The 22,942-nt window shown below is 72.6% G+C and carries 16 protein-coding genes and 1 pseudogene; 7 read left to right on the top strand and 10 right to left on the bottom strand.

Going from position 1 to position 22,942, the window contains the following annotated elements; all coding sequences use genetic code 11:
• Positions 1–146 precede the first annotated feature (146 nt).
• The 3 genes and pseudogenes from ABZS40_RS07955 to mraZ form a co-directional block, all read right to left on the bottom strand.
• Positions 147–752: a hypothetical protein gene (locus ABZS40_RS07955; protein ID WP_354942582.1), complete on the bottom strand. Its 606-nt coding sequence runs from the start codon at positions 750–752 to the stop codon at positions 147–149.
• Positions 742–1,852, bottom strand: a pseudogene (gene rsmH / locus ABZS40_RS07950) (16S rRNA (cytosine(1402)-N(4))-methyltransferase RsmH). The gene ABZS40_RS07955 and the pseudogene rsmH overlap by 11 nt, the downstream one beginning before the upstream one ends.
• Positions 1,853–2,058: 206 nt before the next feature.
• On the bottom strand, positions 2,059–2,490 hold the full coding sequence (mraZ, locus tag ABZS40_RS07945; protein WP_354942581.1) for a division/cell wall cluster transcriptional repressor MraZ: 432 nt from the start codon (positions 2,488–2,490) through the stop codon (positions 2,059–2,061).
• A 354-nt stretch (positions 2,491–2,844) separates the two neighbouring features.
• Here mraZ and ABZS40_RS07940 point away from each other — a divergent pair, with 354 nt between their 5' ends.
• The 4 genes from ABZS40_RS07940 (at position 2,845) to ABZS40_RS07925 (ending at position 6,777) form a co-directional block, all read left to right on the top strand.
• Positions 2,845–4,092 carry a MurT ligase domain-containing protein gene (locus tag ABZS40_RS07940; RefSeq protein WP_354942595.1) on the top strand — a complete coding sequence of 416 codons (1,248 nt, stop codon included), beginning with the start codon at positions 2,845–2,847 and terminating at the stop codon, positions 4,090–4,092.
• Positions 4,082–4,801 carry a glutamine amidotransferase gene (locus tag ABZS40_RS07935; protein WP_354942580.1) on the top strand — a complete coding sequence of 240 codons (720 nt, stop codon included), beginning with the start codon at positions 4,082–4,084 and terminating at the stop codon, positions 4,799–4,801. The genes ABZS40_RS07940 and ABZS40_RS07935 overlap by 11 nt, the downstream gene beginning before the upstream one ends.
• Positions 4,798–5,481: a VTT domain-containing protein gene (locus ABZS40_RS07930; protein ID WP_354942579.1), complete on the top strand. Its 684-nt coding sequence runs from the start codon at positions 4,798–4,800 to the stop codon at positions 5,479–5,481. Before ABZS40_RS07935 ends, ABZS40_RS07930 begins: the two co-directional genes overlap by 4 nt.
• An 81-nt stretch (positions 5,482–5,562) precedes the next feature.
• Complete coding sequence (locus ABZS40_RS07925; RefSeq protein ID WP_354942578.1) at positions 5,563–6,777, top strand: hypothetical protein; 1,215 nt, start codon at positions 5,563–5,565, stop codon at positions 6,775–6,777.
• A 196-nt stretch (positions 6,778–6,973) separates the two neighbouring features.
• On the opposite strand, the gene leuS is transcribed toward ABZS40_RS07925, so the two are convergent.
• Positions 6,974–9,814, bottom strand: a complete 2,841-nt coding sequence (gene leuS / locus ABZS40_RS07920; RefSeq protein WP_354942577.1) for a leucine--tRNA ligase — start codon at positions 9,812–9,814, stop codon at positions 6,974–6,976.
• Positions 9,815–10,217: 403 nt separating this feature from the next.
• Between leuS and ABZS40_RS07915 the strand changes: the two genes are divergently transcribed.
• From ABZS40_RS07915 to ABZS40_RS07905, 3 genes are read left to right on the top strand one after another with little or no spacing between them, the layout of a single operon-like run.
• Positions 10,218–11,273: a MoxR family ATPase gene (locus ABZS40_RS07915; RefSeq protein WP_354942576.1), complete on the top strand. Its 1,056-nt coding sequence runs from the start codon at positions 10,218–10,220 to the stop codon at positions 11,271–11,273.
• Position 11,274: 1 nt separating this feature from the next.
• The gene (locus ABZS40_RS07910; protein WP_354942575.1) at positions 11,275–12,573 is read left to right on the top strand and encodes a DUF58 domain-containing protein; all 1,299 of its coding nucleotides are present in this window, start codon (positions 11,275–11,277) and stop codon (positions 12,571–12,573) included.
• 16 nt (positions 12,574–12,589) lie between these two features.
• Complete coding sequence (locus ABZS40_RS07905) at positions 12,590–15,061, top strand: DUF3488 and transglutaminase-like domain-containing protein (RefSeq protein ID WP_354942574.1); 2,472 nt, start codon at positions 12,590–12,592, stop codon at positions 15,059–15,061.
• Positions 15,062–15,303: 242 nt separating this feature from the next.
• Here the strand turns inward: ABZS40_RS07905 and ABZS40_RS07900 are convergent, their stop codons facing one another.
• From ABZS40_RS07900 to ABZS40_RS07875, 6 genes are all read right to left on the bottom strand, one after another.
• Positions 15,304–15,702 (bottom strand): DUF3040 domain-containing protein, encoded by a 399-nt coding sequence (locus ABZS40_RS07900; protein ID WP_030334542.1) that lies wholly within the window; start codon positions 15,700–15,702, stop codon positions 15,304–15,306.
• A 116-nt stretch (positions 15,703–15,818) separates the two neighbouring features.
• Positions 15,819–17,078 carry a DNA polymerase IV gene (locus tag ABZS40_RS07895; protein ID WP_354942573.1) on the bottom strand — a complete coding sequence of 420 codons (1,260 nt, stop codon included), beginning with the start codon at positions 17,076–17,078 and terminating at the stop codon, positions 15,819–15,821.
• A gap of 62 nt (positions 17,079–17,140) precedes the next feature.
• A complete protein-coding gene (locus ABZS40_RS07890) occupies positions 17,141–18,313 on the bottom strand; it encodes a nucleotide pyrophosphatase/phosphodiesterase family protein (protein WP_354942572.1) in 1,173 nt (390 codons plus the stop codon).
• Positions 18,310–19,077, bottom strand: a complete 768-nt coding sequence (locus ABZS40_RS07885) for a methyltransferase domain-containing protein (RefSeq protein WP_354942571.1) — start codon at positions 19,075–19,077, stop codon at positions 18,310–18,312. Before ABZS40_RS07885 ends, ABZS40_RS07890 begins: the two co-directional genes overlap by 4 nt.
• 75 nt (positions 19,078–19,152) lie before the next feature.
• Positions 19,153–19,329 (bottom strand): hypothetical protein, encoded by a 177-nt coding sequence (locus tag ABZS40_RS07880; protein WP_354942570.1) that lies wholly within the window; start codon positions 19,327–19,329, stop codon positions 19,153–19,155.
• A gap of 93 nt (positions 19,330–19,422) precedes the next feature.
• Positions 19,423–22,791, bottom strand: coding sequence for an error-prone DNA polymerase (locus tag ABZS40_RS07875; RefSeq protein WP_354942594.1), 3,369 nt, complete (start codon positions 22,789–22,791; stop codon positions 19,423–19,425).
• Between the last annotated feature and the right edge of the window lie 151 nt (positions 22,792–22,942).

Genomic DNA, 22,942 nt, shown 5'->3' with positions numbered 1-22,942 from the left:
GGGGTGGCCGCCGCGCCGCCTCCCCCCCCCCCGCCCCCGGCCGGGGGGGGGCGCGGCCCGCCGGGGGGGCGGCCCCCACCCCGCCCCCCCCCCCGCCCGCCCCCGGCCGGGCCCCCCCGCGGCTCGTCCGACCTTGGTGGCACCGGTCAGCCTCCCGCACCCTGGCTGGTCACCGACGGCTGGCCGTTCGCCGGCTGCGGCACACCAATGGTCTTGCCGTCCGGCAGCCGGATGTAGCCCGGCTCGCCGGCGTCGACCAGGCCCAGCCGCCGCGCCTCGGCGGTCAGGTTGCCCGGCGCCTCGGCGTCGGCGATCTGCTTGTCCAGTTGCTGCTTCTCCAGGTCCAGTCGAGCCTGCTGCTGCTGCAGCCGCTCCAGCCGGAACGCGTTCTCATTGATCTTGGTGTTGACCGCCAGGATGCCCAGCACCCCGCCGACCACCAGCACCACGATCAGCGCCGCGAACGGCGCACGCGGCACCGAGATCGGCGGCGGCGGCGCCACCCGCAGCCGCGGCGGCCGGGCGCTGGTGGCGCTGGCGGCCTTCTCGACCGGACGCAGCGCGGCGGTGCCCTGAGTCGGGAACTCGCGCGCCCCCCGGGCGCGAGTCTCCCCCTGCCGATTCGTTCGATCGATGCGTGGCGTACCGTTTCCGAGGCGCGGAGCCCGCTCCGCCGCGATCCGGCCCCCCGACCGCGGTGCGCGCTGCCCGCCGCCGGTGACGTCCCGGCGGTCGCGCTTGTCAATGCTCATGTCCCTCCCCCTCAACATCCGTCCCTCTAGCCGTCCCGGTGCCCCTGACCCCCCACGGATCAGGCGGACCCCGTGCCCGGTTGGTGCATTCCCTTCACCCGTCGGCGAGACCGTTCGCGGTCGGTCCGCCCCTGCTCTGTCGCGTTTGGATCGAGTCGCTCCGCGGCCCGCAGCCGCACCGAGGCGGCCCGCGGGTTCGCGGCCACCTCCGCCTCCCCGGGCAGTTCGGCGCCCCGGCTGAGCAGCCGGAACGTCGGACCGGACCCAGGAAGCTCGACCGGAAGGTCAATCGGGCCCTTACTGCGGACCCGGTCCGTGAGGGCCGCCTTGGTGAGCCTGTCCTCCAGCGAGTGGTAGGACAGAACCACCATGCGACCGCCCACGGTCAGTGCGTCGAGTGCGAATGGCAACGCTGTCTCCAGCGCTGCCAGCTCTCTGTTTACCTCGATCCGTAAAGCCTGAAACGTTCTCTTTGCGGGGTGCCCACCCGTTCGTCGGGCTGGCGCCGGAATGGAGTCCCGAACCAACTCCGCCAGGAGCGCGGACGAGGTGATCCGGGCCCGCTCCCGCTGCCGAATGATCGCCGAGGCGATCCGACCGGCGAACTTCTCCTCGCCGTACACCCGCAGCACCCGGGCCAGGTCCGGATGCGCGTACGTGTTGACCACCTCTTCGGCGGTCACCCCCCGGGTCTGGTCCATCCGCATGTCCAACGGCGCGTCCTGGGCGTACGCGAACCCGCGGTCGGGCGCGTCCAGCTGCAACGACGAGACACCCAGGTCGAACAGGATGCCGTCGATGGCCGGATAGCCCAGCCGGTCCAGTACGTCCGGCAACTCGTCGTAGACGGCGTGCTCCAGGTGCACCCGATCGGCGAACCGGGCCAGCCGGACCCGCGCGTGAGCGAGCGCCTCGGTGTCCCGGTCGAGCCCGATCAGGACCGTCTCCGGATGCGCCTCGAGCACCGCCTCCGCATGGCCGGCCAGACCGAGCGTCGCGTCGACGTAGACCGTCCGGCCGCCTCGACCCAGCGCGGGGGCCAGCAGCTCGAGACACCGCTCGAGCAGCACCGGCACGTGCGTGCCGCGCAACTCCCCCATGATGACCCCCACTGGTTGAAACGTCCGTTCTTCTCGTGCGCCTGTCGTCGGACGGCGCTGCCGTCGTACCGCCAGATCCCCATCCGCTCCCGCCTGACACCAGGCCGTCGCCCGATGACTGGATCGTGCGCCTGGCACCGGGGAAGTGATGCCAGGAACTCGAAAGCGGCTGGAGATCTCGCAGTACGTCGGGCGCCGTTACCGCCCTACAGACCGCCGGGCAGCACCCCCTCCTCGATGTCGGCGAAGTCGTCTTCGCTCTCGGCGAGGTAGGTCTCCCAGGCGACCTTGTCCCAGATCTCCACCCGCGTGCTCGCGCCGATGACCACCAACTCGCGGTCCAGCGCGGCATAGGCCCGCAGGTGAGCCGGGATGGTCACCCGACCCTGCTTGTCCGGAACCTCGTCGTGCGCGCTGGCGAAGAAGACCCGGCTGTAGGACCGGGCCGCCTTGTGGGTCATCGGCTGTGCGCGCAACTGCTCCGCGATCCGCTGGAACTCAGGGGTCGGGAAGACGTAGAGGCAGCGCTCCTGCCCTTTGGTGACCACGACACCCCCCGCCAGCTCATCCCGGAACTTGGCCGGAAGGATCAACCGGCCCTTTTCGTCCAGGCGCGGAGTGTGGGTGCCGAGAAACATCGGCCCAACCCCCTCGCCCTTGAGCGGCGTTCGCGGCGCCGCTGACCCCCGGGCCGGTGAGCCCTCCCGGCCTCACCATTGGTCCCCACTCTACTCCACTTCCCTCCACCCGCAACCAAATTCGCCCGCGTGGCGCGCCTGACCCGGAGGCAAAACCGCACGTCACAAGGGGTGGAGCGGAGTGGAGGGCTCCGGCCGCCCCTCGGCGTGGTCCGCTTTCCGACATTGATCGACTCCGTCCGGGGGACGCCGACCCGGCCGCGCGCGCAGCCACCACGGCCGAACGGTTCACCGTCGGCGGCGATCTGGTGGGGCCGGCGGTCCGGTAACCTCGCTCGCGTGACGGACGCGAAAATGCCCCTACGGGCCAAGGTGGCCAGCTCCGTGTCACGGACCGCCGCGGCGCTCTCCCGGGCGGCCGGCCGTGGCGACGGTTCAGTGATCGGCGGGTGGATCGGCCTGAAGATCGACCCGGACCTGCTGGCTCACCTGTCGGCCGGGCGCGCCATCGCGCTCGTCTCCGGCACCAACGGCAAGACCACCACCACCCGGTTGACCTCCGCCGCGGTCGGCGTGCTCGGCCGGGTCGCCACCAACTCGTTCGGCGCCAACATGCCCAGCGGGCACACCTCGGCGCTGGCCAAGGCCGGCAGCACCCCGTATGCGGTGCTGGAGGTCGACGAGCACTACCTGGCACAGGTGCTGGAGGCGACCGAGCCGCACGTGGTCGCGCTGCTCAACCTCTCCCGCGACCAGCTCGACCGCGCCAAGGAGGTTGCCATGATGGCGCAGCTCTGGCGCGCGGCGCTGGTCCGGCACACCGACGTACGGGTGGTGGCCAACGCCGACGATCCGCTGGTGGTGTGGGCCGCCACCCCACCGGGCGACCCCGCCCGGGGCATCAAGCCGCCGCACGTGACGTGGTTCAGTGCCGGCCAACGCTGGCACGACGACTCCTGGGTCTGCCCGGAGTGCGGCTCCACCATCCAGCGCTCCGGCGAGCAGTGGTGGTGCACCGGCTGCCCGCTGCGCCGACCGGAGCCGCACTGGGTCGTCGAGGACGAGGGCGTGCTCGACCCCACCGGCGCCTGGCACAAGGTCTCGCTCCAACTACCCGGCAAGGTCAACCTCGGCAACGCGGCGACCGCGCTGGCGGTGGCCGCCGAGTTCGGCGTCCGCCCGGTCGACGCGGTGTCCCGCCTCGGCATCGTCACCTCGGTGGCCGGCCGCTACGCGCAGGTCGACAAGGACGGGCGCAACATCCGGCTGCTGCTGGCCAAGAACCCGGCCAGTTGGCTGGAGGCGTTCGACATGGCCGACGACGCGCCGACCCTGCTCTCCATCAACGCGCGCGACCCCGACGGTCTGGACACCTCCTGGCTCTACGACGTCGACTTCGCCCCGCTCCGCGGCCGGCAGGTGTTGATCAGTGGCGACCGGGCATACGACCTGGCGGTTCGACTCGACGTCAACGACGTGCCGTTCCAGCACGTCCGCACGTTCGACGACGCACTCCGGTCGGTCCCGCCCGGGCGGCTGGAGGTCATCGCGAACTACACCGCGTTCCAGGACATCCGAGCGGAGTTGGACCGTGTCATCTGAGAGTCTGCGCATCGTCTGGATCTACCCCGACCTGCTCTCCACCTACGGAGACCGGGGCAACGCCCTGATCCTCGCCCGGCGGGCCCGTCAGCGCGGGATGCCGGTCGAGGTGCTGGAGGTCCGCTCCGACGAGCGGCTGCCGGCGACCGCCGACATCTACCTGGTCGGTGGCGGCGAGGACGGCCCGCAGGCGCTCGGCGCCCAGCGGCTGCTCGCCGACGGCGGCCTGCACCGCGCCGTCGCGCAGGGCTCGGTCGTGTTCGGCGTCTGCGCCGGCTACCAACTGCTCGGCACCTCGTTCTTCGCCAAGGGTGTGCAGTGCCGCGGGCTGGAGCTGCTCGACCTGCAGTCCGACCGGGGCGAGAGCCGGGCCGTGGGCGAGCTGACCGGTGAGATCGACCCCCGGCTGGGCCTGCCCCCGCTGACCGGTTTCGAGAACCACGGCGGCCGCACCCACCTCGGTCCGGAGGTTTCCCCGCTGGCCCGGGTCACCGCCGGTGTGGGCAACGACGGCGCCACCGAGGGCGCGTGGCGCGGCAAGCTGCTGGGCACCTACTCGCACGGGCCGGCGCTGGCGCGCAACCCGGCCCTGGCCGACCTGCTGCTGCGCTGGGCCACCGGGGCACACCAGCTCCCGCCGTTGGACGACACCTGGTCGGACCGGCTCCGTAACGAGCGCCGCTCCGCGGTGGCCGCCGCCCGGGCATGATCCGTGCCGTCCGGCGGCTGCTCCGGCAGCCGTCGGCCGCCCGGTTCGCCCTGCTCGTGCTGCTGATCGGCGGGTGCGGGTTACTGCTGCTGCTGGTGCCCCGGCCGGATCCGGCGCAGTTGCCGCTGATCGCCGACCGGCTGGGCGACCTCGCCCCGGTGGCGGCGATCCTCGGTGGTGCGCTGCTGCTGGTCGCGCTGGTGCCCCGGACCTTCATCACGCTCGCCGCAGGGGCGATCTTCGGCCCGCTGGAGGGCGCCGCGTATGCCTTGGGCGCCGCGCTGGTGGCCGCGGCGATCGGGTTCACGGTCGGCCGGTTGCTCGGTCGGGAGTTCGTGGCCGAACGGGTCCGCGGTCGCCTGGCCCGCCTCGACGGCTGGTTCGCCCGGCAGAGCGTGCTCGGTGTGGTCACCGTCCGGCTGCTGCCGATCGCCGGCTTCGGCCTGGTGAGCTACGGCTACGGCACGACCGGCGCCCGAGTGCTGCCGTTCCTGGCCGGCAGCGTGATCGCGTCCGCGCCGACCGCCTTCGGCTACGCGGCGATCGGCGCGGCGGTCAGCTCCCCCGGCCACGTCAACTGGTACGCCGCCGCCCCGGCCAGCCTCGGCCTGATCGCCAGCCTGGTCCTCATCCACCAGTGGTGGCGCGCCGAACGCCGCCGTCGCACCATGCCCGTCTGATCCGCGGCGGTGGTAACGGCCGGGCGACGATCCCGCCGGCAGGGCATCGGGCAGCGCCAGCGCGATCTAGCGTCTGCGGCCATGAAGCCGTTGCCCCGAGCCAGGATCGGTTTCCGAGCCGTCGCCCTCGTTGCGGCCCTCGCGGTGGCGCTGCTCGCGGCGTGCACCCCCGGTGATCCACCGGCCGCATCGTCGCCGCCGGCCACGGCCGAGGAACCGCCCGCGACACGGGTGACCGCCCCACCGCTCGCCGACTTCTGCCCGGTCGCCATGCCACCGAGCTGGCAGGACGCGATACGTGACAGTCGCCTTCCGCAGGAGCCCGGGGAACGGTGGGCGGCGCTCACCCCGGCGCCGGATGGCCGCTCCGCGTTCGCCACTGTGCAGCGCGGCGGACCGATGACGCTGGTCTGGCAGAAGGAGGACGGCCGACGGAGGGAGGTGGCCACCATGCCGGACATGTTCACCTTCCCACTGTGGGGCGTCTTCGACGGGCGCTGGCTGGTGTACGCGCGCAGCAGCCTCGCGCGGGCGGCACCCCACGGCGGCGGTGGCGCCGAACTCTTCGCCTGGGACGCGGAGTCGGGGGCCGCTCCACGGCAGGTACTGGGCACCGCGGACTTCCTCTTCCGACCCCCGTTGCGCGACGGGAAGCTCGCCGTCACCAGGATCCTCGGCGAGGATCGGAACGAGCTGACCCTGCACGACCTGGCTGCCGGGACGGTCCGCACTGTGGCCACCGGCCCGGTGGGCGGTGTCGGGTTCCGCGGCGCCGACCTGCTCTGGTTCGACCGGGCCACGGGTCGCCTGAACGCTGTCGGTCCGGACGGTAAGGCTGGGTCCGCGCCGCAGCCGAGCCTGGGACCGAGCGCCACCGTCGACGTGACCACCAACGGCCAGACCACGGCCTGGGTGTCCCGCGACGAGCGCACCCTGACCGTCTGGCGACCGGACTGGGCGGCACCGGTCCGCGTGTTCCGGGTGACCCCTCCGCCGTCTCCGGCTGCCGCTACCTCGTTGCCACCGGGCACCAGGCCCCCGACCGTCGACCCGTTCCATACGGTTGCCACGCCCACGGCCGTCGGCGACCTGGTGATCTTCCAGTACCACCTGGGTTGGTACGTGGCCGACCTGCGAACCGGGTCGTACGTGCGGCTGACGGCCGATCACGCCCACGCGGTCGTCTCGGGCGAGGCGCTGCTGGTGGACCCGAACAACAACTCGGATCCCGCACTGCAGCACGCGTACTCGCTGCTGCGCCCGGACCGACTGCCGCCACTGCCGGCCTGCTCGTGACCACCGGAGCGCAACCGTCCGGCGGCTGGTCGAGCCGGTTGTGCGGTGACCGGCAGGGGATGCGCCGGAGAGCGTGATGACTCAGAGGCATATTGATGTCTCTGAGTCATCACGCTCAACGCGGTGCCCGCCTCCGTGGACGTCACGGTGCGTATCGCTCGCGCCGGACCGCCCGCTGCCCTGATCGACGGCGGGGTCAGGCGACTACCGAGACCATCCGGCCCTTGACCACGATGACCTTGCGGGGTTCCTTGCCGGCCAGGGCCGCCGCCACCGCGGCCAGGGCCGCCGCGCGGACGGTCTCCTCGGCGGCGTCGGCGGGGACCTCGATGCGGCCACGGACCTTGCCGTTGACCTGCACCGGGTAGGTCACCGTGTCGGCCACCAGCAGCGCCGGGTCGGCGGTCGGGAAGTCCGCGTACGTCAGCGAGGTGTCGTGGCCCAGCTTGCGCCACAGCTCCTCGGCCACGTGCGGGGCGAACGGCGCCACCATCAGCACCAGCGGCTCGGCCACCTCGCGGGGCGTGGCCGACAGTCGGGTCAGCCCGTTGGTCAGCTCGATCAGCTTGGCGATCGCAGTATTGAACCGGATGCCGTCCATGTCGCCACGGACCCCGTCGATCACCTTGTGCAGCAGCCGGCGGGTCGCCTCGTCGGCCGGGTCCTCGGTGACCCGCAGCTCACCGGTCTGCTCGTCGACGACGGCCCGCCACACCCGTTGCAGGAACCGGTACGAGCCGACCACCGCCCGGGTCTCCCAGGGGCGGGAGACCTCCAGCGGGCCCATCGACATCTCGTACACCCGGAAGGTGTCCGCGCCGTAGGCGGCGCACATGTCGTCCGGGGTCACCACGTTCTTCAGCGACTTGCCCATCTTGCCGTACTCGCGGTTGACCGCCAGGTCACCCATGTAGTAGGCGCCGTCGCGCTCGAAGACCTCCTCGGCCTGCACGTAGCTGCCGCGCGAGTCGGTGTACGCGTACGCCTGGATCATGCCCTGGTTGAACAGCTTGCGGAACGGCTCGAACGACGACACGTGCCCCAGGTCGAACAGCACCTTGTGCCAGAACCGCGCGTACAGCAGGTGCAGCACGGCGTGCTCGGCGCCACCGACGTACAGGTCGGTGCCCCCGCAGTCGCCGTCGCCGCTCGGGCCCATCCAGTACCGCTCGTTCTCCGCGTCGACGAACCGGCCGCTGTTGGTCGGGTCCAGGTAGCGCAGCTCGTACCAGCAGGAGCCGGCCCACTGCGGCATCACGTTGGTTTCCCGGGTGTAGCGCTTCGGCCCGTCACCCAGATCCAGTTCGACCTCGACCCAGTCGCGCCGCCGCGACAGCGGGGTCTCCGGGTTGCTGTTGGCATCGTCGGCGTCGAACGTCTTCGGGGAGAAGTCGTCGACCTCCGGCAGCTCGACGGGCAGCATCTCCTCCGGCAGGGCGATCGCCGCGCCGGTCTCGTCGTAGACGATCGGGAACGGTTCGCCCCAGTAACGCTGCCGGGAGAACAGCCAGTCGCGCAGCCGGTAGGTCACCGCGCCGGTGCCGTGCCCGTTCGCCTCCAGCCAGGCGATGATCGCCGCCTTGGCGTCGGCGACCCCCAGGCCGTTCAGGTCCAGGTCGCGCTCGGGCGCGGCGCTGTTGATCGCCGGGCCGTCACCGGTGTACGCCTTGCCGTCGAAGCCCTCCGCCGGCTGCACGGTACGGACGATGGGCAGCTCGAAGACCTCGGCGAACGCCCAGTCCCGCTCGTCCTGCGCCGGCACCGCCATGATCGCGCCGGTGCCGTAGCCGGCCAGCACGTAGTCGGCGATGAAGATCGGGATCTGCCCGCCGGTGACCGGGTTCGTGGCGTACGCGCCGATGAAGACGCCGGTCTTCTCCTTGGTGTCGGACTGCCGCTCGACGTCGGTCTTGGCGGCTGCCGCCTTGCGGTACGCCTCGACGGCCTCGGAGGGGCTGGCGTGCCCGCCGGTCCAGGCGTCCCTCGTGCCGTCCGGCCAGGTGGCCGGCGCCAGCGTGTCGACCAGCTCGTGCTCGGGCGCCAGCACCATGTAGGTGGCGCCGAAGACGGTGTCCGGGCGGGTCGTGAACACCCGCACCGGCGCGGCGGTGGTCGGGAAGTCGATGTGGGCGCCGGTGGAGCGGCCGATCCAGTTGCGCTGCATCAACTTGATCGGCTCGGGCCAGTCCAGGCTGTCCAGGTCCTCGATCAGCCGGTCACCGTAGGCGGTGATCCGCATCATCCACTGCTTCAGGTTGCGCTTGAAGACCGGGAAGTTGCCCCGGTCGGAGCGACCGTCGGCGGTGACCTCCTCGTTGGCCAGCACGGTGCCCAGCCCCGGGCACCAGTTCACCGGCGCCTGCGAGACGTACGCCAGGCGGTGGTCGTCGACGACCTGGCGGCGCTCGGCGACGCTCAGCTCGGCCCAGGCGCGGCCGTCCGGGGTGGACCGGTCACCGCCCTCGAACTCGGCGATCAGCTCGGCGATCGGACGGGCCCGCCCGGCGTCGCGGTCGTACCAGGAGTTGAAGATCTGCAGGAAGATCCACTGGGTCCAGCGGTAGAAGTCGGTGTCGATGGTCGCCACCGAGCGGCGCTCGTCGTGCGCCAGCCCCAGCCGGCGCAGCTGCGCCTTGTACCGCTCGATGTTCGCGACAGTGGTGGTCCGGGGGTGGGTGCCGGTCTGCACCGCGTACTGCTCGGCGGGCAGGCCGAACGCGTCGAAGCCCATCGCGTGCAGCACGTTGCGGCCGGCCATCCGCTGGTAGCGGGCGTAGCAGTCGGTGCCGATGTAGCCCAGCGGGTGGCCGACGTGCAGGCCCGCTCCGGAGGGGTACGGGAACATGTCCAGCACGTACAGCTTCTCCGCGCCCGCGCGCGGGTGGGTCGGGTCGGCCAGCGGGCCGGTCGGGTTCGGTGCGTGGAAGGTGCCCTCGCGCGCCCAGGTGTCCTGCCAACGAATCTCGATCTCGTCGGCCAGGGCCGCGGTGTACCGGAACGGGGGAATGTCGCCCGCCGGTGCGGCTGCCTCACTCATCGTCTCTCCTCGCTTCGCTTCGCTTCGTCTCGGCGCCACCGGGCCGGGCCGGCGGCGGGCACAAAAAAGCCCCTCGCGCAGGAGGGGCCGCCGTGCTGTCGCTGCGTTCAGCGCATCAGCACGGCCCGGTAAGAAGCAGGAAGACTCCGGCCATGCCCCGCAGTGTACCTCTTCCCCGGTTCGCCCTGCCGGCCCCCGGGCCTGTCGAACCCCGTTCCCCCGAGCTGGCGAATATCGGTGCGTAACCGACGGACTACCTGCGGGGGTCGGCGATAACGACAAACATGGTTAGCCTGAGAGACTAGTGAGATTCCTGCGGCAAACGAGGCTCGACGTCGCGAACCCAACGGCGGGTCCAGGTGCTCTCTAGAGAGCTGCCGTGACGGCGACGAGGAGGAGGCCCGTGACACAACAGACCTGGGACGAGGTGGGCGGCTTGTTGCCGCACGACGAGTTCCGCGCCGCCAGCGAGGCCATCGTGTCCAACATCGAGCAGGTCATCGAGGGTAAGACCGCCACCGTGCGGCTCGCCCTGGCCGTCCTGCTCGCCGAGGGTCACCTCCTGATCGAAGACGTCCCGGGTGTCGGCAAGACCAAGCTTGCCAAGGCCCTCGCGCGGTCCATCGACTGCACCGTGCGGCGGATCCAGTTCACCCCCGACCTGCTGCCCAGCGACGTCACCGGGGTCAGCGTCTACAACCAGGAGACGCACGACTTCGAGTTCCGTCCCGGTGCCGTGTTCGCCAACCTGGTGGTCGGCGACGAGATCAACCGGGCCTCGCCGAAGACCCAGTCGGCGTTGCTGGAGTGCATGGAGGAGCGGCAGGTCACCGTCGACGGGGTGACATACCAGCTCCAGACCCCGTTCATGGTGATCGCCACCCAGAACCCGATCGAGATGGAGGGGACCTATCCGCTGCCGGAGGCGCAGCGCGACCGGTTCACCGCCCGCATCGCGATGGGTTACCCGGACTCCAACGCCGAGCTGGCCATGCTCGACGGGCACGGCGCCACCGACCCGCTGCACGAGCTGCGCGCGGTCTCCGACGCGGCAATCGTCCGGCAGCTGATCGCCACCGTCCGCCAGGTGCACGTCGCCGACGCGGTCAAGCAGTACGCGATCGACCTGGTCACCGCCACCCGCGAGGCCCCCGACCTGCGGCTCGGCGCGTCCCCCCGGGCGACCCTGCAACTGTTGCGCACCGCCCGGGCGGTCGCCGCCCTGGAGGGCCGCGACTACGTCCTCCCCGACGATCTTCAGGCCCTGGCGGTGCCGGTGCTCGCCCACCGGATCATCCCGACCGCCGACGCGCAGCTCGCCCGGCGCACCACCGACGCGATCGTCTCCGAGCTGGTGCACCGCCTGCCGCTGCCACACGACCGGCAGCGCAACCCGTACGACACCCGGCCCCCCGCCACCGGCAACGGTCGCGCACCCTACGAGCCGCGGAGGCCATGACGTGCGTGCCGGGCTACGCGGGCTGACCACCCGCGGGCGGTCCTTCCTCGCCGCTGCGGTCGCGGCGGCGATCTCGGCCGGCATCCTCGGCGAGAAGGACCTGCTCCGGGTGGCTGTGCTGTTGGCCATCCTGCCGTTGCTGGCCGCCGCCTACGTCGGGCGGAGCCGCTACAAGCTGGCCTGCAACCGTTCGCTGGACCCGCACCGGGTTCCGGTCGGCGCCAACTCCCGGGTGGTGCTGCGCCTACAGAACCTCTCCCGGCTGCCGACCGGCACCCTGCTTCTCGAGGACCGGCTGCCCTACGCGCTGGGCAGCCGGCCCCGGGTGGTGTTGGAGCGCCTCGGCGCGCACCAGGCCAGCTCCGTGGCGTACACGGTGCGGGCCGACGTTCGGGGTCGCTACGACGTGGGCCCGCTGGTCGTCCGGATGACCGACCCGTTCGGCCTCTGCGAGCTCACCCGCTCCTTCCCCAGCACGGACCACCTGACGGTCATTCCGCAGGTCACCCCGCTGCCGTCGGTCCGGCTCCCCGGGGAGTACGCGGGCAGCGGCGACAGCCGGGCCCGCTCGGTGGCGGTGCACGGCGAGGACGACGCGGCGACCCGGGAGTACCGGCGCGGCGACGACCTGCGCCGGGTGCACTGGAAATCCACCGCCCGCACCGGTGAGCTGATGGTGCGCCGCGAGGAGCAACCGTGGGAGAGCAGGGCCACAGTCGTCCTGGACACTCGGGCGTACGGCCACCGCGGCGAGGGGCCGACGGCCAGTTTCGAGTGGTCGGTCTCGGCCGCCGCGAGCATCGCCGTCCACCTGCGGCAGGCCGGTTACAAGTTGCGCCTGGTCACCGGCTCGGGAGCAGATGTGGACGCCTCGGAGGCGGGCGGGGACGGCGCGCTGCTCGACCACCTCGCGGAGGTCCGACTGGATCAGCGCGCCGAGGTCACCGGCCTCGTGGAGCGGGTCCGCCAACGCGCCGACGGCGGTCTGATCATCGGCCTGTTCGGCACTGTGAGCGTGGCCGAGGCGGAGCTGCTGGCCGGGCTGCGGGGCAACGGCGCCACCTGTGTCGGCTTCCTGCTGGACAGCTCCACCTGGCTCAGCCTCCCGGAGAAGGCGCGGGCCGAGGCGGAGCACGCCCACGCCGCCGCCGTCCTCGCCATGTTGCAGAGTGGCTGGCGGGTGGTCGGCGTCGACCACGGCGGCCGGCTGCCGGCGCTGTGGCCGCAGGTCGGTCGGGGCGCCCAGGGGTTCGCCCTGCGGGCCGCGCTGGCCGAGACGGTCGCCGGCGGTGTGCGATGAACGGAAGGCTCCCCTCATGATCAGCAGTCGGAACATCGGCATGGTCGCGGCCGCTTCCACGCTGCTGGCCGCCGCGCCGCTGTCGGCCATCTTCCAGGGCTGGACGTGGTTGATCGAGTCCATCATCGCGGTCGCCGTGGTGGCCGGGGTGGCCGCGCTGACCCGCCTCGCCCGGGCACCACTGTGGGGTCAGGTGCTGGGCATGCTGGCCGGCCTGATGCTCGCCCTGACCTGGTTGTTCCCCAGCGGCCAGGAGCTGCTCGCGATCCTGCCCACCCCGGGCACGTTCGCGTACTTCGGCGACCTGCTCGCCGGCTCCATGCAGGACATGCGCTCGTACGGGGTCGAGGTCCCGGACACTGACCCGCTGCTGTTCATCGCCGTGCTCGGCGTCGGCGGGGTCGCCGTGCTGGTGGACGTACTGGCCGTGGGGCTGCGCCGGCCCGCACTGGCGGGGCTGCCGATGCTCGCCATCTACTCGGTGCCGGTCGCCGTCTACGTGGACAGCGTCCCCGCGGCGCCCTTCGTGGTGGGCGCCGCCGGTTACCTCTGGCTGCTGGTCACCGACAACGTCGACCGGGTGCGCCGCTTCGGGCGCCGGTTCACCGGTGATGGCCGCGACGTCGACGTGTGGGAGGCCTCTCCGCTGGCGTCCGCCGGCCGCCGGCTCGCGGCGGTCGGGGTGGCCCTGGCGGTGGTGCTGCCGTTGGCGGTGCCCGGCATGACCGGCGGGCTGCTCGACTCGCTCAGCCGGGGGCCGGGCAACGGATCCGGCAACGGGTCCGGCTCGGGCGGCACGTCGGGTCGGATCGACCTGTTCGCCTCGCTCGCCGGTCAGCTCAACCAGTCCCAGGTGGCCGACCTGGTCAAGGTGAAGACGTCCGAGCAGAGCCCGTTCTACCTGCGCTACGCGGTCGCGGACGAGCTGCGCCCCGCTGGTTTTCAGGCGCGCAACCCCAGCGGCCGGTCGGTCAACGGGGACCTGCCGAACCCGGCCGACCGTGCCGGTCCAGGCGTGCGGCAGACCACCTACCAGGCGACCGTCGAGGTCACCAAGAGCCTGAGCATGTCGCTGATGCCGGTGTACGCCGAGCCGACCAGCGCCGACGACCTCAGCGACAACTGGCTCTACGACGCCAGCCAGCAGGTCGTCTTCTCCAACCGGGAGAACTCCCGCGGTCGGAAGTACTCCTTCGACTACGTCCGCTCGACCTTCACGCCCGACGCGTTGCGGACCGCGAAGGCACTGCCCACCGAACATCCCCTACGCCGACAGATGACCGCCACCCCCGGGCCGGTTCCCGAGGTGGAGGAGCTGGTCAAGGGGCTGATCCAGGGCAAGCGCACGGAGTACGACCGGGTGCTGTCGATCTACCGGCACTTCTCGGCGGACAACGGATTCAGGTACCAGCTGAGCACCGAAAGCGGCAGCAGCGGTCAGGACATCGTCAATTTTCTGAACAACAAGGTCGGCTACTGCCAGCAGTACGCCGCCGCGATGGCCTGGCTGGTCCGCGCGGCCGGCATCCCGGCCCGGGTGGCGTTCGGGTTCACCAACGGCAGCAAGCGCGACGGTGACACCTTCACGCTGACCAACCTCAACCTGCACGCCTGGACCGAGGTCTACTTCGAGGGGGCCGGTTGGGTGCCGTTCGACGCCACCCCGGCGTACGGGGTGCCCGGCTCCACGCGGTCGGCCTGGGCACCGGACACTGACGCGCCGGAGGCGACCAGCCCGAGCAGCGGGGCCCCGGGCGCGCCGACGGAGCCGGGAGCCTCGGCCGAGCCGTCCGACGTGGACAACGCCGACCGGGACACCGACGACGGGCTCGCTCTCGGCGGGACGACGCCGAACGAGCAACCACCGGTCTGGCCCTGGTGGGCAGCGGGCCTGGTGGCCTTGCTGCTGCTGCTCGCGGTGCCCGCGCTGCGCCGGTTGGCGCTGCGCCGCCGACGCAGTGGCAGCGCGGTGAGCGGGGCGATGGCCTCCGCCACTGTCGACGGCGCCAGCGAGTCGGGGGCACGTCCGGTGGTGGTCAGCGCGGACGCCAACCGGGCCCGCGCGGATGCGCACGCCGCCTGGGCGGAGCTGCTCGACACGCTGGTTGATTTCCGGGTCCCGGTCGATCCGACCGAGACGCCCAGGGCGACTGCGGACCGGCTCGTCCGGGAGGCCCTCGACGATGACGACGCGATCGGGTCGGCGCGGCTGCTCGGCCGGGCGGAGGAGCGGGCTCGCTACGCGCGGGATCCGCTGACCGGCGAGCGGTTGGTGCCGGCGCTACGCGCGGTCCGTGGGGCGCTCGCCACGCGGGCGGACCGACGGACCCGCCTGCTCGCCGCAGTGCTGCCGCCGTCGGTGCTGCTGCGCTGGCGCACCGCCATGGCCGACAGGTCCGGCCGAATGGTGGCGCTCACCGGGCAGGCCCGGTACCGACTGCTGCGGTGGAACCCTCGACGGCTGATGGCCGAGCGGGCCGGTCGCTGACCGACCAGTTCCAGGTCCGGGGCGGCGGCCACCACCGCCGCCCCACCCGCCTCAGCTGCCGCCGCACGATGCCATCACATCCAGGACCGAGCACGATCATGCGGAGCGTGGTCGTGCGGAGCGTGGTCGTGCGGAGCGTGGGCAGCCGGGGAAGGGCGCACGGATACGACGGAGGTCGCCGGGGCCTGTGCCCGGCGACCGCTCGTCGCGGCGTATGGCCCCGCCTCAGCGGCGGGACCGGCTCAGCGGTGCCCCTCCGGGCGCTGCCGCCACCTGTCCTCCATGCGGTCCAGGATTGACGACCGGCGACCGGATCGGCCACCGCGGGGACGACGACGACTCGTCGTGCCGCCCACCACGTGCAGGTCGGGTGACTGCGCCCGCCGGTGCGACTGCACCGCGAACGCGGCCGACGCCAGCATGACGACGAAGCCCGCCACCGCCAGTGGTGGAGTCTTGATCACCGCGCCATAGACCAGTAGAGCCAAGCCAGCGATGATGACGCCGGCGGCGACGAGCAGGCGACGCCGCGCATGGAAGCGCGGATCGCTGGCGCGCACGGCCGAGGCGAATTTGGGGTCCTCGGCAAGCGACCGCTCGATCTGCTCGAACAGCCGCTGCTCGTGCTCCGAGAGCGGCACGGCACTCCTCCCCGGTCACGTTGGTCGGGCCCACTCGGGCCGACAGACCGTGGCAGCCAACCGGCTGCTTACCCGCAAGTCTACGAGGGGGGTCGCGCGTCGGAAAGCGGGACGACCTATGGGCGGGGTGGATTTTCGTTTCGACGGGGATCACGGTCGCCCATCAGACTGGCCGGACCTATGACGGACCGCCCGAAACGGGCAGCGGCGGCGTCCGCGGCAGCTTCCGCTTCGCGCCAGCCACGCTCGGGCGCGCCGAGGGTGAGTTGCCGAGGCGCGCCCCGCGCCGGGGCGAGCCCTTCCACCCGGACACCGACGAGTCGGATCCGCTCGCCCGGGTCCAATGCGGTGTAGAGCGCCCAGACCGTGTCGAACATCTCGCGGGCGGTGTCGGTGGGGACGTCGAGGGTGCGAGATCGGCTGACGGTGCGGAAGTCGGCCAGCCGGACCTTGAGTGAAACGGTGCGCCCGACCTGGTCGGAGCCGCGCAACCGGACACCGACCTTCGCGCTGAGCGCGAGCAACGCACGGCGGATCTCCAACGGGTCGGCCACGTCGACGTCGAAGGTCACCTCGGCGCCGATCGACTTGTCGACGTGCTCGGGGCTGACCCCGCGCGGGTCGCGCCCCCAGGCCAACTCGTGCAGATGCGACGCCGAGGCGGCACCGACGGCTCGGCGGAGCATGCCCACCGGCGCCTCGGCGAGGTCGCCGACCGTGGTCAGGCCGAGCCGGCGTAGCGCCTCGGCGGCGCGCTCCCCCACCCCCCACAGGGCGTCCACCGGCAGCGGGTGCAGGAAGTCGAGCACCTGCCCCGGGGGCACGACCAGCAGGCCGTCCGGCTTGGCCCGGGTGGAACCCAGCTTGGCCACGAACTTGGTCGGCGCCACCCCGACCGAGCAGGTCAGCGCCTGCTCGTCGGCGACCCGGCGACGGATCAGCCGGGCGATGGTGGCCGGGGAGCCGAAGAGCCGACGAGCCCCGGTCACGTCGAGGAACGCCTCGTCGAGGGAGAGCGGCTCGACCAGCGGCGTCACGTCCCGGAAGATCTGCATGACGGCCCGGGAGGCAGCCGTGTAGGCGGAAAACTCCGGTGGCAGGTAGACCGCGTGGGGGCAGCGGGACCGGGCCTGACTGGTCGGCATCGCGCTGCGGACGCCGTAGCGGCGGGCCTCGTAGCTGGCCGAGCTGACCACCCCGCGCGGGCCGACGCCGCCGACGACCACCGGCCGGCCGCGCAGCTCGGGACGGCGGCGCACCTCGACGGCGGCGAAGAAGGCGTCCATGTCGACGTGCAGGATCGGGCTGGCGGAGTCGTCGGCGTCCGGCCCGAAGCGCGGATCGTCGCCCCGGGGCAACGACTGGCTGCGGCCCATCCCGGCAGGTTAACCCGGGGGTACGACACCACCATCGGCCGGCGGGCCGAACCTTCCCCGGGTCAGCCCCGCACGACCAGCAGCGGCACTGTCAGCTCCGCGGCGGTGTCCGACCCGTGGTAGGCCACCAACTTCGACGCCATCGGCCGCTCGGTACGGCTGGCCATGACCGCGTACGTGTCGTTGCAGGTCACCACCACGTCGCCGATCCGGCCCAGGTGCTCCTCGGGCACCGGCCCGAACCAGCCGGAGGCCACCACCTCGTCACGGGTGCGTACCCGGGCCGTGGCGCCCAGCACCTCCGACCAGGCGGCCCGCACGTCGTCGACAGCGCCCGGCTCGACGTGCAGGTAGCGCACCCGGGCCTCGCCGGCCACCAGCCGCACGCCGGCGCGCAGGCGCGGATCGGTATCCAGGTCGAAGCGGTGCGCGGCAGGGATGTCGAGCTGCCCGTGGTCGGCTGTCACCAGCAGCGCCGCGTCCGGTGGCAGCCCGTCCACCAGCCGGGCGACCAGGGCGTCCACCTCGGTGGCGGCGGCCCGCCAGGGTGCCGAGTCGACGCCGCTGACGTGGCCGTGCCGGTCCAGGTCGGCGTGGTAACCGGAGACCAGTGTGGGTCCGGCACCGGCGGCCAGCGCGGCCAGCATGGCGGTGGCCACCGCGTCCCCGCCGGCGGCGCCCCGGAAGTCGCCACCCCGGTTGGCGGCCACTGTCAACCCACTGCCGCCGAACTCCGGCCGGCTCACCACGCTCGTCGTCACCCCGGCGGCACGGGCCCGTTCCAACTGGGTGGGCACCGGTTGCCAGCGCAGCGGCGACGGATCGGCGGCCCAGTCGGTGTGGGTGAGCACCCGATCGGTGCCGGGCACCCGCACGGTGAAGCCGAGCACCCCGTGCGCGCCCGGCGCGACACCGGTGCCCAGTGACACCAGGCTGGTCGGGGTGGTGGACGGGAAACCGGCGATGAGCGGCCGGGCCACCATCGCGGCGAGCCCGGCGATCGTCGGCGCGTACGGCGCCGCGGTCGGCAGCTGGTACCAGCCGAGCCCGTCGACGAGCAGCACGGCGATCCGGCGTACCCCGGTCAGCTCGGGCCGGAGCCCGAGCCTGTCGGTCGAGCCGGGCACCCCCAGCACGGCCAGCGCGCTGGGCAGCACGTCGGCGAGACGCCCGCCGCCGTGATCCGGCCCGAGGATCTCCAGCGGCGCCGGCCGGCCACCGGCCTCGGCGATCATGCCGGCCGGCGGGCGAACAGGTGCAGTTGGGCGGCCAGGTCCCGGTACGGCGGTTGGGCGGCCAGCGCACGTTCCAGCTCGACCACGGCGGCGGACTGCCCGTCGGCGACCGCGGCCGGCAGCAGGTCGGCCAGCACGCGTACCCCGTGGATCTCCTCGACCACCAGCCCGGCGGCGTCGAGCAGCGCGGCGGCGCCGGGGGCGTCGTAGCGTCGGCGCAGCGTGTCACGCGGGCCGGCGGTGCCGGCCGGATCGGCGGCCACTGTGGTAGCGACGTCCAGGTGCCCGTTCATCGCGCGGCCCAGCACGGCGGCGGCCCGGCCGGCCACCAGCACACTGGCGGCGCCGCCCGGGCGCAGCGCGGTGGCCAGTGCGGCCACCACCGGCGTCGGGTCGTCCACCACCTCCAGGACGGCGTGGCAGAGCACCAGGTCGACGCCGGCCGGCTCGACCAGCCCGGCGAGGGCGTCACCGTCGCCCTGCACGGCGGCGATCCGGTCGGCCACCCCGGCCTCGGCGGCGCGGCGGGTGAGCGCGGCGAGCGCGTCGGGGCTGGCGTCGACGACGGTGACCCGGTGCCCGGCACGGGCCAGCGGAACGGCGAAACCGCCGGTGCCGCCGCCCACGTCCAGCACTGTGAGCTCGGCGTCGCCGCGCCGGTCCAGCTCGGCGCGGAGCACCGACCAGATCACGGCGGTGCGGGGTGTCAGCGGCGGCTCGGCGAACCGGCCTCGGGTCTGCTCCACCCGGCCGAGCCTAGTCACCCGGCCCGGTGGTGGTGCGGGCGTGTGGCGGGCGCGCCCACCACACGCCCGATCGGTGCGTGGAGCGGCGGTCGGTCAGGCCTCGGCGCCCTCGACCTCGTCCTCCGCCCGGGAACGGCGCTCGTTGGCCACCGGACCGTTTATCACCTCGTACTCGCGGGGGTCGGCGAGGTGCGACGGCACCCAGCCGGTGCCCAGTCGGGTCCGCCGGGCGTTGGCGATTCCACCGGTGTACGCGTGATTTCCCGTCACTGTTGTTCCCCCTCACGGATCACGGGCCGCTCTGCCCGCTCGGGACGAGTCTCCCGCTCGACGGCTCAGGAAACCGTAATGTGGATCACTGAATCAGCGGAAGTCACGGGAGGCCGGACTCACCGGTGGCTCGATGGCGTCCAGCCGGTCGGCGACCAGGTTGGTCACCCCCTCGTGCCGCTGCAACCGCCCCCGGACCACCAGCGCGGCGCTGGTCCGCGCCACCCGCCGGTAGCGCTGCCACAGCCCCGGCGAACAGGTGACGTTGAGCATCCCCGTCTCGTCCTCCAGGTTGAGGAAGGTGACCCCGCCCGCGGTCGCCGGGCGTTGCCGGTGGGTGACGATGCCACCGACCCGGATCCGTTGCCCCGGCTCCACCCGGCCGAGCCGGGCGATCGGCACCGCGCCGAGCACGTCGAGCTGACCCCGGATGAACCGGGCGGGATGGCTCTCCGGCGACAACCCGGTGGCCCACACGTCGGCGACCAGCCGGTCCACCGCCTCCATCCCGGGCAGCGTGGGCGCCGCCGCGCCGGTCACCGTGCCGGGCAGCCGGCCCGGCCGGTCCTGGGCCGCCGCACCGGCGGCCCACAGCGCCTGCCGCCGGCTCAGCCCGAAACAGGCGAAGGCGTCCGCGGTGGCCAACGCCTCCAGCTGCGCGGCAGTGAGACCGAGCCGCCGGGCCACATCCGGCATGTCCCGGTACGGCCCACCGGCGACCCGTTCGGCCTCGATCCGTTCGGCCACGTCGGCACCGAGGGTCCGCACACCGGACAGGCCGAGCCGGACGGCGGGGCCACCCAGCCCCCAGGCGTGCGGCGGCTCCCCCGGCCCGCTGCCCCACCGGGTCTCCGGGGTGGACTCCAGCACCGCCAGAGCCCCGCTGGCGTTGATGTCCGGACGACGGACCTCCACCCCGTGCCGGCGGGCGTCGTCGACCAGGGTCTGCGGGGAGTAGAAACCCATCGGCTGGGCGTTGAGCAGCGCGGCCAGGAACGGCGCCGGGTGGTAACGCTTGAGCCAGGAGCTGGCGTAGACCAGGTAGGCGAAGCTCATCGCGTGGCTCTCCGGGAAGCCGTAGCTGGCGAACGCGGTGAGCTTGCGGTAGACGTCGTCGGCCAGCTCACCGGTGATGCCCCGCTCGGCCATCCCGGCGTAGAGCCGGTCGGCGATCCGGGTCATCCGCTCGACCGACCGTTTCGCGCCCATCGCCCGGCGCAACTGGTCGGCCTCGGCCGCGTCGAAGCCGGCCAGGTCGATGGCGAGCTGCATCAGCTGCTCCTGGAACAACGGCACACCCAGGGTCTTCTCCAGGGCGTTGCGCATCAGCGGGTGCGCGAAGGTCACCGGCTCCTGGCCGTTCTTGCGCCGGATGAACGGATGCACCGAACCGCCCTGGATCGGGCCTGGGCGGATCAGCGCCACCTCGACCACCAGGTCGTAGAACTCGCGGGGCTTGAGCCGGGGCAGGGTGGCCATCTGGGCCCGGCTCTCCACCTGGAACACCCCGACCGAGTCGGCCCGGCAGAGCATGTCGTAGACCTCCGGGTCGTCCAGGGTCATGTCGCCCAGGTCGAGCCGGGACCCGATCATGTCGTAGCCGTAGTGCAGGGCGGAGAGCATGCCCAGGCCGAGCAGGTCGAACTTGACCAGGCCCACCGCGGCGCAGTCGTCCTTGTCCCACTGCAGGACGCTGCGCCCGGGCATCCGCCCCCACTCCACCGGGCAGACCTCGATCACCGGCCGGTCGCAGATCACCATGCCGCCGGAGTGGATGCCCAGGTGCCGCGGGAACGTCTGCAACTCGTTGGCGTACTCCACCACCTGCTCGGGGATGTTCTCGACATCGACAGTGGCGACCGAGCCCCACCTGTCGATCTGCTTGCTCCAGGCGTCCTGCTGCCCCGGCGAGTAGCCGAACGCCTTGGCCACGTCCCGCACCGCCGACCGGGGCCGGTAGGAGATGACGTTGGCGACCTGGGCGGCGTGCTCCCGGCCGTAGCGGGTGTAGACGTGCTGGATCACCTCCTCCCGGCGGTCGGACTCGATGTCCACGTCGATGTCGGGTGGGCCGTCCCGTTCCGGAGCGAGGAACCGCTCGAAGAGCAGTTGGTGCCGGACCGCGTCCACATTGGTGATCCGCAACGCGTAGCAGACCGCCGAGTTGGCCGCCGAACCCCGACCCTGGCAGTAGATGTCCTGGTCACGGCAGAACGTGACGATGTCGTAGACCACCAGGAAGTAGCCGGGGAAACCCAGCTCCTCGATCATGTTCAGCTCGTGGTCGAGTTGCGCGTACGCCGTCGGGTGCGCCTGCGGCGGCCCGTAGCGCTCGTGCGCCCCGTCGGCGGTCAACTTTCGCAGCCAGCTCATCTCGGTGTGCCCCGGCGGCACCGGGTACGCCGGTAGCTGCGGCGCGACGAGCTGGAGGTCGAAGGCCAACTCGGCGCCGAATTCGGCGGCCCGCGCCACCGCACCCGGGTACGCGGCGAACCGGGCCGCCATCTCCGCGCCGCTGCGCAGGTGGGCGGTGGCCGCCGCGGGCAACCAGCCGTCGATCTCGTCCAGGCTGCGTCGGGCCCGGACCGCGGCGACGGTGGTGGCCAGCCGACGCCGGCCGGGGCTGGCGTAGTGCACGTTGTTGCTGGCCACCGTCGGCAACCCGGCCGTGGCGGCCAGCTCGGCGAGCGCGTCGTTACGGTCGGCGTCGATGGGATGGCCGTGGTCGGTCAGCTCCACGGCCACCGTCTCCGCGCCGAAGAGCGCGGTCAGCCGGTCCAGCTCGCGGGCCGCCGCGTCCACCCCCTCGGTGAGCAGCGCCCCCGGCACGTGCCCCTTACGGCAGCCGGTCAGCACCAGCACATGGTCACGCAGCTCGGCGGCGACCTCCTCCAGGTCACCGTAATCCGGGCGGCCCTTCTCCCCGCCGCGTAGCTGGGCGCGGGCGATGGTGGTGGCCAGCCGGGCGTACCCCTCGTGGCCGTGTGCGAGCACCAGCAGGTGCGCGCCGTGCGGGTCGGGCTCGCCGTTCTGCGGGCCGGGCAGGCCGAGGGACAACTCCGCGCCGAAGATGGTCGGCAGGCCCAACGTACGAGCCGCCTCGGCGAAGCGGACCACCCCGTAGAAACCGTCGTGGTCGGTGACGGCGAGCGCGGTGAGCCCCAACCGGGCCGCCTCCTCGGCCAGCTCCTCGGGGTGGCTGGCGCCGTCGAGGAAGCTGAAGTTGGTGTGCGCGTGCAGCTCCGCGTAGGGCACCACGCCGTCGGGGCGGGTCAGCTCCGGCGGCTGGTACTGCTCGCGGCGACGGCTCCAGGCCGGTGAGTCGCCGCCGTCGGCGTCCACGGCGAGCGGGTCGACCACGTGCAGGTGCCGTTCGCCCCGGCTCCCCCGCTTGTCTCCGGCCCGCCCGGAGAGCACACGCTCCAGCTCCGACCAGGGCATCTTCGGGTTGTGGAAGCTCATCCGGCCGCTCCGGCCGCGTTGCTCGGCTCGGTACTGCTCGGCCGAGGGACGCTGGGCGACCGGGTCGACGACGAACACGACGACGGTCGCCCCGCCGGCGGCGAAAGGTGCGATGAGCGTGATGACTCACAGACATCTTGATGTCTGTGAG

Origin of the sequence: Micromonospora sp. NPDC005324 (assembly GCF_040607155.1) — a bacterium.
GTDB classification, from domain to species: domain Bacteria; phylum Actinomycetota; class Actinomycetes; order Mycobacteriales; family Micromonosporaceae; genus Micromonospora; species Micromonospora trifolii.
The sequence above is the reverse complement of the archived record's forward strand: the minus strand, read 5'-3'. Positions and strand labels throughout refer to the sequence as shown.

What these genes read in the sequence shown, in the direction of transcription:
- mraZ (WP_354942581.1), bottom strand. Translation starts at nt 2,490, where the DNA reads ATGTTTCTCGGCACCCACACTCCGCGCCTGGACGAAAAGGGCCGGTTG.
- ABZS40_RS07940 (WP_354942595.1), top strand. Translation starts at nt 2,845, where the DNA reads ATGCCCCTACGGGCCAAGGTGGCCAGCTCCGTGTCACGGACCGCCGCG.
- ABZS40_RS07905 (WP_354942574.1), top strand. Translation starts at nt 12,590, where the DNA reads ATGATCAGCAGTCGGAACATCGGCATGGTCGCGGCCGCTTCCACGCTG.
- ABZS40_RS07925 (WP_354942578.1), top strand. Translation starts at nt 5,563, where the DNA reads ATGAAGCCGTTGCCCCGAGCCAGGATCGGTTTCCGAGCCGTCGCCCTC.
- ABZS40_RS07890 (WP_354942572.1), bottom strand. Translation starts at nt 18,313, where the DNA reads ATGATCGCCGAGGCCGGTGGCCGGCCGGCGCCGCTGGAGATCCTCGGG.
- ABZS40_RS07955 (WP_354942582.1), bottom strand. Translation starts at nt 752, where the DNA reads ATGAGCATTGACAAGCGCGACCGCCGGGACGTCACCGGCGGCGGGCAG.
- ABZS40_RS07875 (WP_354942594.1), bottom strand. Translation starts at nt 22,791, where the DNA reads ATGAGCTTCCACAACCCGAAGATGCCCTGGTCGGAGCTGGAGCGTGTG.
- leuS (WP_354942577.1), bottom strand. Translation starts at nt 9,814, where the DNA reads ATGAGTGAGGCAGCCGCACCGGCGGGCGACATTCCCCCGTTCCGGTAC.
- ABZS40_RS07895 (WP_354942573.1), bottom strand. Translation starts at nt 17,078, where the DNA reads ATGGGCCGCAGCCAGTCGTTGCCCCGGGGCGACGATCCGCGCTTCGGG.
- ABZS40_RS07930 (WP_354942579.1), top strand. Translation starts at nt 4,798, where the DNA reads ATGATCCGTGCCGTCCGGCGGCTGCTCCGGCAGCCGTCGGCCGCCCGG.